16 protein-coding genes are annotated in these 16,308 nt (G+C 59.0%); 4 read left to right on the forward strand and 12 right to left on the reverse strand.

The window, feature by feature from the left end:
• The first annotated feature begins 39 nt into the window (after positions 1-39).
• Positions 40-1,260, forward strand: a complete 1,221-nt coding sequence (locus tag RBB75_RS05675) for a glycine C-acetyltransferase (RefSeq protein ID WP_179639718.1) — start codon at positions 40-42, stop codon at positions 1,258-1,260.
• A 121-nt stretch (positions 1,261-1,381) separates the two neighbouring features.
• On the opposite strand, the gene RBB75_RS05680 is transcribed toward RBB75_RS05675, so the two are convergent.
• The 11 genes from RBB75_RS05680 to RBB75_RS05730 form a co-directional block, all read right to left on the reverse strand.
• A complete protein-coding gene (locus tag RBB75_RS05680; protein WP_179639719.1) occupies positions 1,382-2,353 on the reverse strand; it encodes a hypothetical protein in 972 nt (323 codons plus the stop codon).
• A 378-nt stretch (positions 2,354-2,731) separates the two neighbouring features.
• Positions 2,732-3,844, reverse strand: coding sequence for an alpha/beta hydrolase family protein (locus RBB75_RS05685; RefSeq protein WP_179639720.1), 1,113 nt, complete (start codon positions 3,842-3,844; stop codon positions 2,732-2,734).
• Between the two features lie 199 nt (positions 3,845-4,043).
• Positions 4,044-4,745, reverse strand: coding sequence for a hypothetical protein (locus RBB75_RS05690; protein WP_179639721.1), 702 nt, complete (start codon positions 4,743-4,745; stop codon positions 4,044-4,046).
• Positions 4,746-6,062 (reverse strand): dihydroorotase, encoded by a 1,317-nt coding sequence (locus RBB75_RS05695; protein ID WP_353069829.1) that lies wholly within the window; start codon positions 6,060-6,062, stop codon positions 4,746-4,748.
• Positions 6,059-7,072, reverse strand: coding sequence for an aspartate carbamoyltransferase catalytic subunit (locus tag RBB75_RS05700; RefSeq protein ID WP_353069830.1), 1,014 nt, complete (start codon positions 7,070-7,072; stop codon positions 6,059-6,061). The genes RBB75_RS05695 and RBB75_RS05700 overlap by 4 nt, the downstream gene beginning before the upstream one ends.
• A 213-nt stretch (positions 7,073-7,285) precedes the next feature.
• Entirely contained in the window at positions 7,286-7,861 is a 576-nt protein-coding gene (gene pyrR / locus RBB75_RS05705; protein ID WP_257031191.1) for a bifunctional pyr operon transcriptional regulator/uracil phosphoribosyltransferase PyrR, read from the reverse strand.
• 78 nt (positions 7,862-7,939) lie between these two features.
• Positions 7,940-8,446: a hypothetical protein gene (locus RBB75_RS05710; protein ID WP_353069831.1), complete on the reverse strand. Its 507-nt coding sequence runs from the start codon at positions 8,444-8,446 to the stop codon at positions 7,940-7,942.
• A gap of 36 nt (positions 8,447-8,482) precedes the next feature.
• Positions 8,483-9,229, reverse strand: coding sequence for a tetratricopeptide repeat protein (locus RBB75_RS05715; protein WP_353069832.1), 747 nt, complete (start codon positions 9,227-9,229; stop codon positions 8,483-8,485).
• On the reverse strand, positions 9,201-11,225 hold the full coding sequence (locus RBB75_RS05720; RefSeq protein ID WP_353069833.1) for a DUF3857 domain-containing transglutaminase family protein: 2,025 nt from the start codon (positions 11,223-11,225) through the stop codon (positions 9,201-9,203). Before RBB75_RS05720 ends, RBB75_RS05715 begins: the two co-directional genes overlap by 29 nt.
• Positions 11,226-11,352: 127 nt before the next feature.
• Entirely contained in the window at positions 11,353-12,057 is a 705-nt protein-coding gene (locus tag RBB75_RS05725; protein ID WP_353069834.1) for a hypothetical protein, read from the reverse strand.
• Positions 12,058-12,267: 210 nt separating this feature from the next.
• Positions 12,268-12,894, reverse strand: a complete 627-nt coding sequence (locus RBB75_RS05730; protein WP_257031192.1) for a hypothetical protein — start codon at positions 12,892-12,894, stop codon at positions 12,268-12,270.
• A gap of 286 nt (positions 12,895-13,180) precedes the next feature.
• Here RBB75_RS05730 and RBB75_RS05735 point away from each other — a divergent pair, with 286 nt between their 5' ends.
• From RBB75_RS05735 to RBB75_RS05745, 3 genes are all read left to right on the forward strand, one after another.
• A complete protein-coding gene (locus RBB75_RS05735; RefSeq protein WP_353069835.1) occupies positions 13,181-14,311 on the forward strand; it encodes an NADH:flavin oxidoreductase/NADH oxidase in 1,131 nt (376 codons plus the stop codon).
• A 115-nt stretch (positions 14,312-14,426) separates the two neighbouring features.
• Complete coding sequence (locus RBB75_RS05740) at positions 14,427-14,957, forward strand: MerR family transcriptional regulator (RefSeq protein WP_179639725.1); 531 nt, start codon at positions 14,427-14,429, stop codon at positions 14,955-14,957.
• Between the two features lie 2 nt (positions 14,958-14,959).
• The gene (locus RBB75_RS05745; protein ID WP_353069836.1) at positions 14,960-15,337 is read left to right on the forward strand and encodes a hypothetical protein; all 378 of its coding nucleotides are present in this window, start codon (positions 14,960-14,962) and stop codon (positions 15,335-15,337) included.
• Positions 15,338-15,341: 4 nt separating this feature from the next.
• Here the strand turns inward: RBB75_RS05745 and RBB75_RS05750 are convergent, their stop codons facing one another.
• Positions 15,342-16,277 carry a YeiH family protein gene (locus RBB75_RS05750; RefSeq protein WP_179639727.1) on the reverse strand — a complete coding sequence of 312 codons (936 nt, stop codon included), beginning with the start codon at positions 16,275-16,277 and terminating at the stop codon, positions 15,342-15,344.
• Positions 16,278-16,308 lie beyond the last annotated feature (31 nt).

A 16,308-nucleotide genomic window follows, 5' to 3' on the forward strand; every position in this document is an offset into this window, starting at 1 on the left:
CCGGAGACCGCCCAGCCTAAAAAGGTTTAAGATAATTTCATGACCTCCGCAGCCGCCAAACGCCCCCAGCTTGCCCACCTCACCGCCCAGCTCGACGACCTCCGCGAGCGCGGCACCTTCTTCAAGCTGCGTGTGCTCGACGACCAGCAGGCCCCCGTCTGCACCTACGACGGCAAGCGCGTCATCAACCTCGCCTCCAACAACTACCTCGGCCTCTGCAATGACCCCCGCCTCGAAGAGGCTGCCATCGCCGCCACAAAAAAATACGGCGTAGGCTCCGGAGCAGTCCGCACCATCGCCGGCACCATGCACATCCACATGGAACTCGAAGAAAAGATCGCTGCCTTCAAGGGAGTCGAAGCCTGCGTCGTCTTCCAGTCAGGCTTCGCCGCCAACGCCGGCACCGTCTCCAGCATCCTCGGCAAAGAAGACTTCATCCTCTCCGACGAGCTCAACCACGCCAGCATCATCGACGGAGCCCGCCTCTCGAAGGCCAAGATCAAAGTCTTCCGCCACAAAGATATCGCCCACGCCGAGCAGCTCCTGCAGGAAGTCCAGAACGAGCCCGGCCGTAAGCTCCTCATCACCGACGGCGTCTTCTCCATGGACGGCGACATCGGCCCCGTCGACAAGCTCGCTGACCTCTGCGAAAAGTACGGCGCCATCATGATGGTCGACGACGCCCACGCCTCAGGCGTCCTCGGCCGCAACGGCCGCGGCTCCGTCGATCACTTCCACGCCACCGACAAAGTCGACGTCCAGGTCGGCACCCTGTCCAAGGCCATCGGAGCACTCGGCGGCTACGTCTGCGGCAGCCGCGACCTCATCGACTACCTCTACCACCGCGCCCGCCCCTTCCTCTTCTCCACCTCGCACCCACCCTCAGTCGCCGCCACCTGCATCGCCGCATTCGACATATTGGAGAATGAGCCCGACCGCATAGCCCGCCTCTGGGCCAACACCAGCTACTTCAAACAGCAGCTCGCCGATGCCGGCTTTGACACAGGCGGCAACACCACGCCCAAAAGCGAAACCCCCATCACCCCCATCCTCATCGGAGACAGCCGCCGCACCATGGACTTCTCCCGCGCCCTCTTCGACGCCGGCGTCATGGCCACCGGCATCGCCTTTCCCACCGTCCCCGAAGGTAAAGCCCGTATTCGCACCATCATGACCAGCGAACACACCCGCGAACAGATCGATCAGGCCCTCGAAACCTTCTCCTCCGTCGCTAGAAAAATGGGCATCCTTCAAGCCTGAAGGAAATCACCCGTCCCGACCAACGGGAGGACCTAAGCGTCTCACTTACCCCAAACCGGTCACACGTCACGAAGTGACCGCCTCCCGCGTAGGGAGCCCGTCCGGCAGGACACTCTCTTCCTTAAGGAGCGCTTTGGGTAGGCACATCCGGCGGGGTACGATTCTTGTGAAAATGTCCGATAACATCTGGCGCAAACTCAATGAGAAGCGCGCCGAACACACCCTCGGCGGTCACCAGCAGACCCTGCTCGATCGTCAAACCAAATCCTCGATCCGCCGCCGGATAGTAAAGATTCGAGATTCCGCCTGCGGCTAGATTCCCCAGCAGGTTCGAGAAGTTAGGCTGCCAGTTTCCGTTATCGCCCTTGCAGCGGACTGTTGTACTCACCGAATAAAAGAACCGTTTCTTGAAAGTTCCCTTACCCATCCGAAAGTAGCGTGCGTCTTGGTGCAACAGCACAGGAAACACGCCGTTGCCGAGAATCGTTCCATCGAACTGGTCGGTGTATGCCGCCCCGAAGCGCTTGCCATAAGCCCCCCAGCCCTGCTGATAACCCTCTGGCATATACTGCGCCGGATTTGTACCCGGAATCAGATCATAGCTGGAATGCGAATTCTCCGCCTGCCCAATCGCCGACGTAAAAAGCGCGAGTCCAAACTGGTACGGATCGACCGCGCTTCGGAAAGCCGCCCGCATCTTCTGCCCCGGAGTCAAAGGAAGATTGTTCCCGTCGAGCACAGCGTTGAAGTTCGGCACGACGACTCCGATTCGCTGGTGTAGTTCCTTCTGAAGCTCCTCTTCCGAGGCGCTCTTCTTCTGCTCATCCGTCATTGGCTTCTGCGCCGTATCCGTCTGCCCAGGCGAAGTCGGCTGAGCCGGAACGGTCTGAGATTGCCCGGTCCGCGCCTCATCAAGAGTAGAAGAACTATATTCGTCTGTGTTGTTTGCGATCTCCACGGGCGCTTGCGGCAAAGGCGCATCAGGCAGCGTCGCCTCAATCGCAACAGGACTCTGCGAGAGCACCGGGGCTGCAATGACGAGGAACATCACATTGATGACGAAGAGCGGAAGACGGCGAGAAAAAACGGTCACTTTAAAAGTTTACCTGAATGGTATTGCAATACCCTGCACCCCCCAGGCATCGGCAGCGATTCATACTCGAGGAATCAATTAATTCCTCTCGCTATTGCCGATGCATGATGTGCCGTACGGAAAAGTCTAAACAGAAATCAAAGCTGGTGGACACTCCTCCCACTAACTGATTAGGGATTGGGGTTATGAATATAGACGAGCCAAATGTGTTCTCGCCTACAGTGGGATGAAAGAATATGTGTGCCGCGTGTCTAGTCATTTGCCTGCTTTGAATCAGCAACTTGAACCCTGCCTCAAATCCCTGTGTCTCAACTACGCCGACGTCATCAGCTCCAGCTCAGCATAGCCGAACAGCGAAGGAGTCCGCTCTTCCCCTCCTCACTTCAGATTTTTATCGAAGAACTTCACCGCCATCGCCGACACGGTCGCATGCACCTTCTCGCGATCCACACCAGCAGCATCCCCGCAAAACACGCCAAGCTTAGCCCTTCCCACATCCGTACACGTATCCAAAAACGTGTAGTGCGCCACGCCATCGGGTAGCACCGTTAGGTGCGCATCCGGCATCAACGCCAGAAATCTCCCCGCATTCGTCGCCACAGGAGCGATCGGGTCCGCCGCTCCCACCACCATCGCCACAGGAATCGTCACCTCACGAAATCCATCCGGGGCGAACGCCTGCCCCACCGCTGGAGCGATCGCAAACACCGCCTTCACCCGCGCATCGCGATAGCTCGCACCTCCACGCGCCATCGACTCCGCACTGCTCGCCCTCACCTTCGCCAGCATCTGCTCCGGATCACCCATGTTCTTCATCTCCGGCACCACGCACTTATGCAGTGTCGGATCCGTCTGGCACGCCTTCAGAAATCTCTCCTGATCCGTTCTCGCCCCCGCCAGCTCCAGCACCGTGTAGCCGCCGATCGAAAACCCAGCCGCACCAATCCGGCCCTCATCCACGTGCGGTCCAAACGTCGAATCAGTCATCAACCCATCCAGCGCATCGCTGATATCGGTCGCCCGCTCCCACCACAACACAAACCCCTCAGCGGTATACGGCTCAAGCGCATTGTTGCCAGGATGATTCACCCCCACTGCAATATATCCATGCCGCGCCAGCACCGTGCCCAGCCACGCCAGCTGCATCGCCGACCCACCCGTCCCATGCGACAGCATCACCACCGGAAACTTCACCTGCGAACTCGCAATCGGAGCATTGAGCACCGCTCCACCTGCCAGAAACAGAGGCATGTCCGGCGGCCCAATCACCTGCGGCTCCTCATACAATGTCCCATCGGCATTCGCCGGATACCAGATCGTCGCCACCAGCGCCTGAGTCTTCGCACCCCGCCAGTTCCGAGCATGACCAGGCTTAAAAACCCGCGAACTCTCTCCCACTTCATATGTGGTCGTCGCGGCCAACCCACCCCGCACACTCACCATCACCGTCAATCCAAAAACCAGCGTCGCCGCCAATCGCAAAGTTCTCATGCGTCACTATACGAAACCGCCTCCACTGGGTTCCACCGCCCTCGCACTTTCCTATACATAGCGATGTCCCTTTGCTCGCACGCAACAGCGCAGTTAGAAAAAATACTCTATCCCAACCACCCCGCACCCGCGCGGTTTTATGTTGAATCTGTCCCCCCGCGAGGCCGGATCCCTAGAATCGCGGCATCTTTAAAATCGTTTACCTTGCTTTGTGCTCGTCGAGGCCTGTTTCAAGACGTCGCAAAATCTGCGCACGTTCTGAGTTCAGCACATGGACTTGATCAACTCTATCGAGCCCCGGATATCTCTTAGACGTTTCATACGAGAAGGCTTTGACATACCGTCCCCTTTTAGTATCGAACTCATATGCAGTCACCGTATAGTAATGCTCTGAGAAGTGCGTCTCTCCATCCCTCCAGTAAAAATCAGCCGTCATCAGAATAGGAAAGTTTGATATCGAAGCAATATGCCACACAGCTCGGTCGCTTTGATTTGTCACTCCAACGAATGGCATCAGATTGATAATCTTGCCATCAACTTGATACCGCAAAATCGCAAGCCTATCTAAAGTCCCGCTGCCACCACCAGAAAACTGGGACGAAAAGAAAACAAGTGATCCGCCGCCCGGTAACGAAAGAATCTCTGAGCGAGGATCGAGACCAAATTCGTACTCCACAGAATCGGACGCCCGATGTGAAGGCATTTGGAAACAAACTCCTGCCGGCTTAAGAAGACAAAGCTTCGCCCCTGAAGTCGGCAAGCCATCCGAATCTGCAGCACCTGGGAACACCGTGAAACTTGGAAAGTCTGTGGGGCGAGCTTTAATAGAGGACTGCCCATAGGAGGTGGCTAGCACTGTACCGAACAGAACGACCATCCAACTCTGCACAAAACGAAGCATCTATCCTCTATAAACAATCACGCCTTCGCAGATCGTAGCCATTACTCTGCCCAACATCGGCGCCCCATCAAAAGGAGTATTCCGCGACTTCGACAGACTCTTCGCAGCCGCAAAACTCCACTCCGCCGCTGGATCAAATATCACCACATCCGCAAAACTATCCACCTTCAGCGTCCCACGCCCCTCGAGCGAAACAATCCCAGCCGGCTGCGCACTCATCAACTCAATCACCCGCGAGATCGGCATCCCATTGCCCTTATGCAATACTCGCAACGCCAATCCCAGCGCCGTCTCCAGCCCCGTAATCCCATTCGGAGCCCGCTCAAACTCCTGCTCTTTCTCAAACAACGCATGTGGAGCATGATCGGTCGCAATGCAGTCCACCGTGCCATCCATCAACCCGGCAATCATCGCCATGCGGTCCGCATCATTGCGCAGCGGAGGATTCATCTTCGCATTCGTGTCGTACTCGCCAATTGCCTCATCGGTCAGCGTAAAGTGATGCGGCGCAACCTCGCACGTCACATGCAGCCCCGCCCGCCTAGCCTGCCGAATCGCCTCCATCGCCTTCGCCGTAGACACATGCTGCACATGCAGATGCGGCCGCAATCCATCATGCTGCTCGATATCCCGCAGCAGCCGAATATCCCGCTCCACAATCTTCGACTCCGCCTCCACCGTCATCCCGCGCAGCCCCAGCCGAAACGCCACCGGCCCCGCATTCATGCTGCACCCACCCGTCAGCCGCGTATCCTCCGCATGCTGCGACACCGGCACGCCAATCCCCGCAGCCGCCACCAGCGCCGCACGCATCACGCGATCATGCAACACCGGCTTTCCATCATCGGTAAACCCCACCGCCCCGACCCTCTGCAGCTCGTGATAGTCCGTAATCTCCTCGCCCAAGCTTCCAAACGTAGCCGCTGGCATCGCAAACAGCTTCACGCAGGCCCCACGCGACGCATCCAGCATCCACTCCAGCTTCTCCACCGAATCGTTCACCGGCAAAGTATTCGGCATCGCCACTACACTCGTAAATCCACCCGCCGCCGCAGCCGCCGTACCCGTCTTGATCGACTCCTTATAAGTCTGTCCCGGCTCCCGCAGATGTACATGCACATCCACCAGCCCCGGCGCGACGATCATCCCCTTCGCATCGATGATCTCCTTACCAATCTCCTTGCCCTTGACAGCGCGCAAGACCCCCGGCATCTCCACCGCAGCCACTCGCCCATGCCGCAGCAATAGATCCCGCTCCCCATCCACTCCACTCGCTGGGTCCACCAGCCGCCCGTTCAAAATCAATACGTCACTCATACCGTTACACTCTCAAATCCGCCTGCACCCAGCGCCCTCACCAGCAGAGCCATCCTCACGCCCAACCCATGCCGCACCTGGTCCTCAATCGCCGAGTTCGGCCCGTCCGCCACCTCACCCGCGATCTCCAGCCCGCGAATCATAGGCCCCGGATGCATCACCAGAGCCTCCGGCGCCCGCGCCATCAACCGTTCCTCGTCCAGCTGATACCGCGAGATATACTCCTCCAAATCCAGCTCCAACCCCGCCAGCCGCTCCCGCTGAATCCGCAGCATCATCACCACCGCTTTACCCCCCGAGCCAGCCTGCTTCAAAGCCTTATCAAAATCCCGCTCAATCTCAATCCCCCCTTTAGAATCCAAGCCCAGCCCCAACGCATCATCCGGCAGCAACCCGGGTGGCCCACACAGCACCACCCTCGCCCCCAGCCGCGGCAGCAGCATCGCATTCGAACGCGCCACCCGGCTATGCAGAATATCCCCCGTAATCACCACCGTCACACCCTCAAGCGTCTTCGCGTTCACCAGCCGCCCACTCATCCCCGGCAATCGCGCCAGCATCGTCCGCAGATCCAGCAGCGCCTGCGACGGATGCTCATGCATCCCATCCCCCGCATTCAACACAGGCAGCCCCGTCGTCTTCGCCAGCAGATACGGCGCCCCCGAGTTCGCATGACGCAGCACAATGCACTCCGCCCCCAGTGCCCGCAGCGTCAGCCCCGTGTCCTTCAGGCTCTCACCCTTCTCAATCGACGACGACTTATCGCTCACCAGCGTCGTCATCGCACCCAACGACTTCGCCGCCAGCTCAAACGAAGTCCTTGTCCGCGTACTCGACTCATAAAACAGCAGCGCAATCCGCCGCCCCGCCAGAATCTTCGCTCTCTCCGCAGCAGCCATTCGTTCCAGCCGGTCGGTCGCCGCCAGAATCGCCGCAACCTCCTCCACCGTCAGGCCTGCAACCGTCAGCAGCGACCCCGCCGCAATCGTGCCCGTCTCTAATATCGTCACGAATTTATCTTAGAGCCTGTGGCGACTCTCTGTCCTGCCGGACGAGCCTCCTGCGCGGAACGCGGGCGTTCGCACGCCTTTTTAAAGCTTCGCGCGGCCCTCCCGTTGGTCGGCACAATCTTCCCTCGCAACCAACGGGAGTGCCAACCGAAGGGGTATACAAGTCACGAAGTGACCGCCTCCCGCGCAGGGAGCCCGTCCGGCAGGACAAGCTCAATCCATCAGCTCAACCAGCAGCACCTGCTCCTGCCCATCCACCTCGTTCAATTTCACCTCGATAATCTCCCGCTTTGACGTAGGAATCAGCCGCCCCACATACGTCGCCTCGATCGGCAGCTCGCGATGCCCGCGATCGATCAGCACCAGCAGCCGCACACTCTTCGGCCGCCCATAGTCAAACAGCGCATCCAGCGCCGCCCGAATCGTCCGCCCCGTATACAGCACATCGTCCATCAAAATAACGTCGCGCCCCGTCACATCGAATCCGATCGCCCCCGGCGTCACCTTCGGTCGCGGCCCATCCGTCGACAGATCGTCGCGATAAAAGCTGATATCCAGCACCCCCACATCCACCGGATGCTTCTCAATCTTCTCGATCAGTACGCCCAGCCTCTGCGCCAGCGGAACGCCCCGGCGCTTGATCCCCACCAGGCCGACATTCTTACTGCCGTCATGTTTTTCCACGATCTCATGCGCCAGCCGCACCAGCGTACGCTCGATCTCCGAGGCCGACATCAGCCTCCCCTTTTCACGAAACTTCGGCTTCCGAACTCCAGTATTTTCACTCATATAATTGCGCTTGATGATATCAGCATCCACCCACCCGAACGAACCGCCGCCATCAGCCCAATCCGTCTCCGCCAAAGCCTAAGGCTCCATCACCACCTCACAAACATTCGCATGACAGTTCAGGAACCCCGTCTTAACAAGTTGCGCCTGTGAACCCGCCGGCCAGAACCCCGCAACCGCCAGCGTCTTCACCCGCTCCTCCCCGCCCTCCATCGCCTTCGACCCCATGGCTTCAGCCCGCACCACCTTCCCCTGGCTTAGCAGCAGACGATACTCCATCGTTCCCGACATCCCCTTCGCCGCCCCCAGCGGAATCGTACGAAGTTCCTGCAGAGTATGCGCATCATGCGGCCCTGGTTTCACTCCCGCCTTCCGCAGCGCCTCCGACCGCTTCCCCAACTCAATCTTCTTCTCTCCAGGAGCCTTCTTCACCCCCATAGCGTCATAGTCAGGAATCGTGGCGCCCGCAAGCTCGTAGGCCGTCAGAGCCGCACTCTTATCGCCCGTCTTCTCCAGCAACTGCGCCAGATGCTCTCCCTCCTCCGCGTTCTGATTGCTCCTCCACGAAGCCTGGATGTAACTCACCGCCTCCGGCAACCTCCCTTCGCGATAGAGAATCCATCACATCGTGTCCCATGTCGCTGCAATCAATTCTGACTTGGCAGCCAGCATCTGTGGATTCTCATCGAGCGTCCACGTCTTGCTCTCCTCCTCCATCTTGCCCAGCGCAGTCCGCGTCGCCGTCTCTGCTGCCGGTAGTTCAAGCCCCGCATCCGCAAGCTCATAAGCGCTGTTATTCATCATCAAAGGATCTTCCGTACTCTGCATCAAGCCGAGCAACGTAGCGCGGCCCTGCTCCTTCTCTCCCCCCATAATCTGCGCCTTCCCCAGCGCTAGCTGAAGGCTTGCATCTTTCTTCTTATCCTCCGGAAGCTTGGCAACCGCAGATTCCGCCACCAAAACGGCCTCCGTAGCATTCTTATCCTCAAGAAGCATGCCCACCAAAGCTACGACGGGCGTTGGATTATCTCCTTGAGCAGCACTCCAGCTCTTCAAAGTCTCCATCGCATCCTTACGCCGTCCCATATTCCTCTGCAACTGCCCTAACATCCCATACGCCGCATACTGCTCCGGATGAGACTTCAGCTCCTTTTGATAGTCTTCAATCGCCTTCGACATCTCTCCTTGCGAGAATGCAAGGTATCCATAAGTCGTCCAGAGTCCGATCTGTCTTTCATTCAAGTTCTTCGCACTATCCAACTTGGTCTGCGCCGTACTGAAGTCACGTTGCTGCACCGCCTTCCACGCGTCCTGAATCAGCTTCTGCGCCTCCGCATTGTTAACCGTCGCGGTGGGCGATCCCGTCAAACCGGCGCCCTCCGCCACCTTGCCCCGTCAGCTGCACATACTGTTCATTCCCCAGATCGACTGCATCCGCCCACTTCTTGTAGCTCTTCCAGTCACTCACCGGAACCTTGTCCTGCAACACCTCGATTCGTCGTTCCGTATATAGAGTCCCTTTTTCAAATCGGTACGTCTGGTCATACGTCGCATAAGCCGACCTCTGATGCACCGCCTCAGGAAGCTCGACACCCCAACCCTGCGGCAGCTTCATCTCCGCAGTCGAAGTCTCAGTCCTCGGAACACCGAGTAAGATCGCGCGAACCGGAGGCATCTTATCGTCCGGTCTCGTAAGCAGCACCGGCGCGATCTGCGGAAGAATTCGGTAGTTATCCCAGTCGCCTCCCTTCTCTCGCTTGTAGTCGTAACTGATCTTTAGTGGCTCTGCCGTATCGTCAGGTTTGCTCACCTCGGAGTGGCTCGTCGTTCCCTGATAACCGATATTCTGTGACATCTGCTGCACTACCTGGTCATACTGCGCAGGTGACAGCTGCCGCAACACGCTCCGCATCAACAACTCGTCATCGCCGCGAAACGTTATCGACAGCCGGGAGTTCGAAGTCCCATCCTTATCCAGCGAACCCTCCGCATGCATCGCCTGATACGAAGCAAAAGGAGGCTTTTCCGGTGTCCGTTCCACCTGCGCAACTCCAGTACTCGGAATCACCAGCGCCTGCTTGTCGCGAATCGAGTACATCAGCATCTTGTACGGAGCGACCTCCGCCGTCGCATCCAGCCACACATCCTTCCCATCCACAGGAACCATCGTGATCAGGTGATTGAACGCCGCGGGCGAAGGGACCGCCTCGTTGAACCGAATCCCCGCACCAATCAACACCGCATCCGGGTGCAACCCCAAAGCCTCCAGCATCGAGGCCAACAGCGTGTGCTTGTCCTTGCAGTCCCCATACCGGTTCTGCATCACGTCCTCCGCGCGATGCGGCTGATACCGACCCACACCAAACGCAACTCCGATGTACCGTATCTGCGTCGCCACATACCCATACACCGCGCGAACCTTCTCCTCCTCCGTCGTCTTCCCCGCCGTCAACTCCGCAACCTTCGCCTTGATCTCCTCATCCGGCACCGTCCGGTCCTTCTCCAGACCTCGATACCATCCACCCACATCCTCCCAGCTCTTGAAGTTCGTCCACTCAATCATAGGCAGCTTGCCCTGCGTCGCCTCCAACTCCTGCTCCGGCGTCCACACTCCCTTGCTCTTGGCCTCCTTCTCCGCGTCGGCCTCTTTGCCCACGGTCGGCTTCAGCTGCGAGTTCTCCCATCGCAGTACCCTGTACCCGCCCGCAGTCGTCTCCGTCGGCTTCAACGTAGGGCTCCACACATTTACAAACGCATCCTTCGGAACCCGCAGCTCCACCGATTGAGACAGGATCACCGCATCTTCGAAGAAGGTCTCCTGACCCCAGAAGTGGCCTGGAGCCTCTGCCTTGGTTCGCACGATCTTTGCCTGCCACTCCAGCGTGTCGCCAACGCTCAGACTCCGAATCGGAAGCTGCTTTTGCTTCAGATCGCTATAAAACGGAGCCGCCTGCGTCACCGGATCGGGCTGCTCCATCGCACCGCTCACCGGCGTCTCCACCACCGTTCCATCCGGGCGCTTCACCCTGGCATAGACAATCTCAACGCTCTCCGAACTACTCGCAAAGGCAATGCAGAGCACGCCAAACTGCTTCACCGCGCCTTCGGTCAACACCTGAGCCGACGTCGTCAGCAATCGCCAACCCGTACCGTCTGCCTCCACCTGATACACCCTGTCCATATGTTGAATAATGCCTGGTTCTCCAGAGTAGTCTGGGGAGCTTACCGCACCCTTCGCACTTGATGCGGGCGCGGACAACGGCAAATTCTTGACAGGAATATGTTCCGGCGGAGTCGGGCTTTGACCGAACGCGAAGGCAGAGAGAACTAGCAGAGGAGCACAGCGAAACAAAGTGGCTTTCATAATCTCTCTGCTGTGTATAGCAGAACCTAATTCAACGAACCACGGAATTCATCACGTCACGAGCGCAGAACTGCCTCGAAAACGAAAGAATTACCACAAAGGTCGTAGAATCCCCCTCCAACGAAACCTACGCAGAAATCTTTCGCCGCATCCGCATAAATCCACCCAGCGCCCCGCCCACGGTCGACAACACCAGCAGCACGCCCGACACCATCGCAAACCCGGCAAGCATGATCCCCGCCCGCGCCTCCGGCGAATACAAAAAACGCACCACATCCGGCGGCTCCGGCGTCGTCGCAGCGGCCTTTTCAACCTGGGCATGCAGCGTCTGCGTCAGCTCCGCATCGAACCCCGCCATGTTATGCAGACCAAACCTCGCCACCAGCCCCGCACCCGCCATCGCGACCGCAAGACACGAGACCAAGGCCAGCCCCACCACCACCCCAATCCGCGCTCCGATCCCGGCATCCATCCACGCCAGCGGCTTCCTCTTCTGATACAGCGCCAGCGTAATCATCGACCCACTGATCGTCCACAGCCACGTCAGCGGCGACACCAGCTGCACCCGTGCCGACAACACACTCAGCACCGCCGCCACAACCGCCACCAGCAGTGCGCACCGAATCGCAGTCTTCCACTCCACCTGCTGCGGCCGCGGGGGCGGCATCGCGCCGGTCGTATCGCCTTCCGCGCCGTTGCTCTGCTCTTCCCCGTTGCTCTGCAGCTCATAGTCCTGCAGATAGATCTGCGGCGAACCGCAGTGGGGACAGAACGGCGAATCGCCAACACTGGCAGAAAGCTCGCCTCCGCAACGATGACAGTACTCATGCATATCTTATGAAGCTACCCCACCCCAAAGGGCGCGGCAAGCGACCGCCTCCAGACCGCCACTGCGTGTCCTGCGGGACGAGAAGATGACGCCGACCAACGGGAGGACGAGAATGATCATTCCTGCAGAGAAAGGTATACACGTCACGAAGTGACCGCCCCACGCGAAGTGGGCCCGTCCGGCAGGACACGTCTTCAGGAAACACAATCCGCATCACTGCTTGTTCGAGTCGTCCCCGTCTCCTACTGAGATATGCCCCGGGAGATCCAGCGCCACCATCCCGATCTTCGTTCCGCCACCATCGGGATCGATCCCGACAATGTGCTGATGCTGCTTCGACCCAGCCTTCAGCTCCAGCTTGCCCGAAAGATCATTGTCCACCTTGATGTGGTTCTTCTGATCATCCGCGCACGTCAACCCCTCAGCAGTCTGCGTCTGCGAGCTCACCGGCTTGTCGTTCTGGCACTGAATCACATCGCCATACCGTCCCAGTGCCTTTTTGTAAAAGGCAGTCACCTGGTCCGGACTATCCGGCGTCGTGTAGCTGGCCGCCTTCACCTTGAGCGAAAAGCTGCCGAAGCTGAGATTGATGTCTGCCGCGCCATCGTTCTTGTCCTTCTTCCTCACCAATACCGCGCCCGGATACACCGGCAGCCCAATCCCATCGACCACAGCAGATTCGTTCGTCTTCACCGACATACCGCCAAACGGCGTAGCGATCTTCACGTTATCCGCGTCGCCATGTTTATCGTTCTCAATCCGGCACCCGGTCATCAACATCGTCGACGCTGCAATCGTCGCTGCCAACATCGACGCCGCCGCACTCTGATTCACCCTCATCTCAGCCTCCATCCGATCAGAGAAACAATACGCTCTCTTGTCCTGTCGGGTTCCATTCCCCCGGGCACGCAAAAAAACAACGAAACCGTGGCGCTTTTTTCGGAACTCAAATAACCGCTGTCTGCTCACCACGTTCACCACGCATTTCACCACAACCACACCATCAAAACACCACAAAAATCTCTGGCTTTTCCCAAAACCCGCCCAAAAACCACCACAAAATTTAATTCCTGCGCACAACTATCGATCCCTCACATCCAAATCCACTTCGCCACATCCAATAGGAGTGCCTCAGCCCATCAACCACCTCTTCGCTCCTCTCAAGCTCCGCAGCCTCACGCTTCCCAACCGAATCGCCGTCTCCCCCATGTGCGAATACTCCTCAGTCGACGGTTTTGCCAACGATTGGCACCTCGTCCACCTCGGAAGCCGCGCCATTGGCGGTGTCGGCCTCGTCATCACGGAAGCCAATGCAGTCAGCCCCGAAGCCCGCATCACCCCCGGCGACCTCGGCATCTGGAAAGACGAACACATCCCCGAACTCACCCGCATCACCACCTTCCTCCACCAGCACGGCGCCTACGCCGGAACCCAGCTAGCCCACGCCGGCCGCAAAGCCAGCATGTCCCTCCCCTGGGATCCAGTCCGCACCATGCCCTCCTCCGAAGGCGGTTGGCAGCCCGTAGCCCCCTCCGCCATCCGCTTCGACGAGGCCTATCCGCTCCCGACCGCCCTCGACCGCGCCGGCATGGACAAGATCATCGCCGACTTCGTAGCAGCCACCCACCGCGCCCTCACCGCCGGCTTCGACCTCGTCGAAATCCACGCAGCGCACGGCTATCTTTTGCATGAGTTCCTCTCCCCGCTCTCCAATCAACGCACCGACGAGTACGGCGGAAGCTTTGAAAACCGGGTTCGCTTCCCCCTCGAGATCGTTCGCGCCGTCCGTGCCGCATGGCCCCAGCATCTCCCTCTCTTCGTCCGCATCTCAGCCACAGACTGGGCACCGGAGTCACTCGGCCCAAGCTGGGATCTTCCCCAATCCGTCGCTTTCTCGAGACTCCTTAAACAGGCCGACATCGATCTGGTAGACGTCTCCACCGGCGGCAATCACCCCGCCCAGCAGATTCCCGTAGGCTCCGGCTATCAGGTTCACCACTCCGACACCATCCACCGCGAGGCCGAGATCCCCACCGCAGCCGTCGGCATGATCACCGAGCCAGCCCAAGCCGACCAGATCATCCGCACCGGTCAGGCCGACCTCATCCTCCTGGCGCGCGAGCTCCTCCGCAACCCCTACTGGCCGCTTCACGCGGCGGCGGTCCTTCACCAATCCACCACCTGGCCTGTCCAATATGTCCGCAGCGCCCGCGGAAAGACTGAGCCACGCCAGCCCGTCTCCACCCCAGTTGCCTGAAATTCAACAGCCCTCACCAGGGAAAAATTACAAACCATGCCGACCGAGTGGCCTATACTGGCAGCAGCCGAACGATAGGCCACTCCGCCGGGCAGGCGGTTCCGGAGCTCCTGGCATGGCGCAGCACCAGCCAATCCGCAAAACCACCCCACCCTCCGGGTCTGACATCCCCGGCGGCATCCCCGATAAGCTCTACTTTCGCATCGGTGAGGTCGCCAAACTCTGCGACGTCCCCGCCTATGTCCTGCGCTTCTGGGAGAGCGAGTTCCCTCAACTCAAGCCACACAAAGGCGGCACAGGCCAGCGGCTCTATCGCCGGCGAGACGTCGAGATGGCGCTCCGCATCAAGAGCCTCCTCTACAGTGAGGGCTACACCATCCCCGGCGCTCGTCAGGTCTTCAAAAGTGAACTCAGACATAGCGAGCCGCAACTGGCTCTCACCATCGAAGGCGCACCCACCAGCATCGACTCGCGCCAGCTCCGCAAACTGCACAAAGATCTTCGCGATCTCCATACTCTGCTCTCTAAATCACCAGCCCGTCCCACCGTACACACGATCCGCGCTCCACGTACACCGAACACCCCGCGACGAACTCCGGAAAGGCTCTTCAACCTTCCACTCCTTCCCGAAGGGGACAAGAGTTGAAGATGAGATTCAACGAAAGCTACAAGGAAAGCTCTCGCCGCTGGCACTCCTCCCGCGATCGCGCCCCCTACCTCGGAACCGAGTCTCGCAACGGCGCTCCCATCCGTTGTCAGTTTTGCCCCGGTCAAAACTTCCGCCGCTCTAGCCTTCGCTCGCAAGACCTCACCGAAATACTCCTCATGCGCTATCCCGTCCGCTGCCTCCGCTGCAGTCAGCGCCAGATGGTCAGCTTCACCGTAGCCGGCATCTCCATCTCTTCCAGCATCAAAATAAAAAAAAGAGGCAGTCGACACAGCCTCCCTACCCAATGGAAAGACCCCTTCAAGGATAGAAGCGGCGATCAGCCGCGAGCCACTGTCTCGACGCCGCCCGATCGCTAGTTCCTCATAGTGAAATCCATCCCACATGGATCGCCCATAGCGACAAGCTCGCCACCACAATCCAAAGCGTAATCCCCTGCACCATCGGCCTTACTCCAACTTCTTTCAATGTCTCCCGCGTAATGCCGGTCCCGATCAAAAACAGCACTACAGTCAAAGCAGCGCGCCCCAACCGGTTCAGAGCAGAAAACAAGGGCACAGCCTGCGGAATATACCGCGGCAGGTAACTCGCCGCTACCGCCGCAAAGCAGAAGTACAGAATGAACCACGGCCATGGCACCTTCGCTTTGCTCTTCTTCAGCATCGCCGTAGCAATCGCCAGCGGCACAATCCACAGTGCCCGCGCCAGCTTCACTGTCGTCCCCACAGCCAGCGCCGTAGGTCCATACTTAGCACCTGCGCCCACCACCGAACTGGTGTCATGAATCGCCAGCGCCGACCACAGCCCAAACTGCGTTTGCGAAAAGTTCAGCAGATGTCCAATCAATGGAAACAGCAGCAGCGCTACCGAGTTCAGCACAAACACAGTACCCAGCGAAACAGCCATCTCCTCCTCATTCGCATTCAGCACCGGCCCCATCGCCGCAATCGCGCTCCCTCCGCAGATCGCCGTCCCGAAGCTGATCAGCAGCGACTGTGTCTTCCCCACCTGCAGCAACTTGCCCAGAGCGACACCCAGCGCCAGCGCAAACGTAATGCTGATCGCCGTATACAAGAACCCCGATGCCCCGGCGTGCACTACTTCCTTCAAATTCATCCCAAATCCCAGGCAGACCACCGCAGCCTGCAGCAGAAACTTTGAAAGATTCCGACCTTCCCCATGAAATGTATGCACCGTACTCAGGCCAAACGCGAGCCCCGCAGCCAACGCAAGCGGAGGCCCGATCAGCCCGCTCGCCGAAATGATAATTCCGATATAAAAGAGGTTCTTCTTCCACATGCTTAAAGCATGCGCGTGCCTGTCTACCCAG

The organism is Tunturibacter empetritectus (genome assembly GCF_040358985.1).
GTDB classification, from domain to species: Bacteria; Acidobacteriota; Terriglobia; order Terriglobales; family Acidobacteriaceae; genus Edaphobacter; species Edaphobacter empetritectus.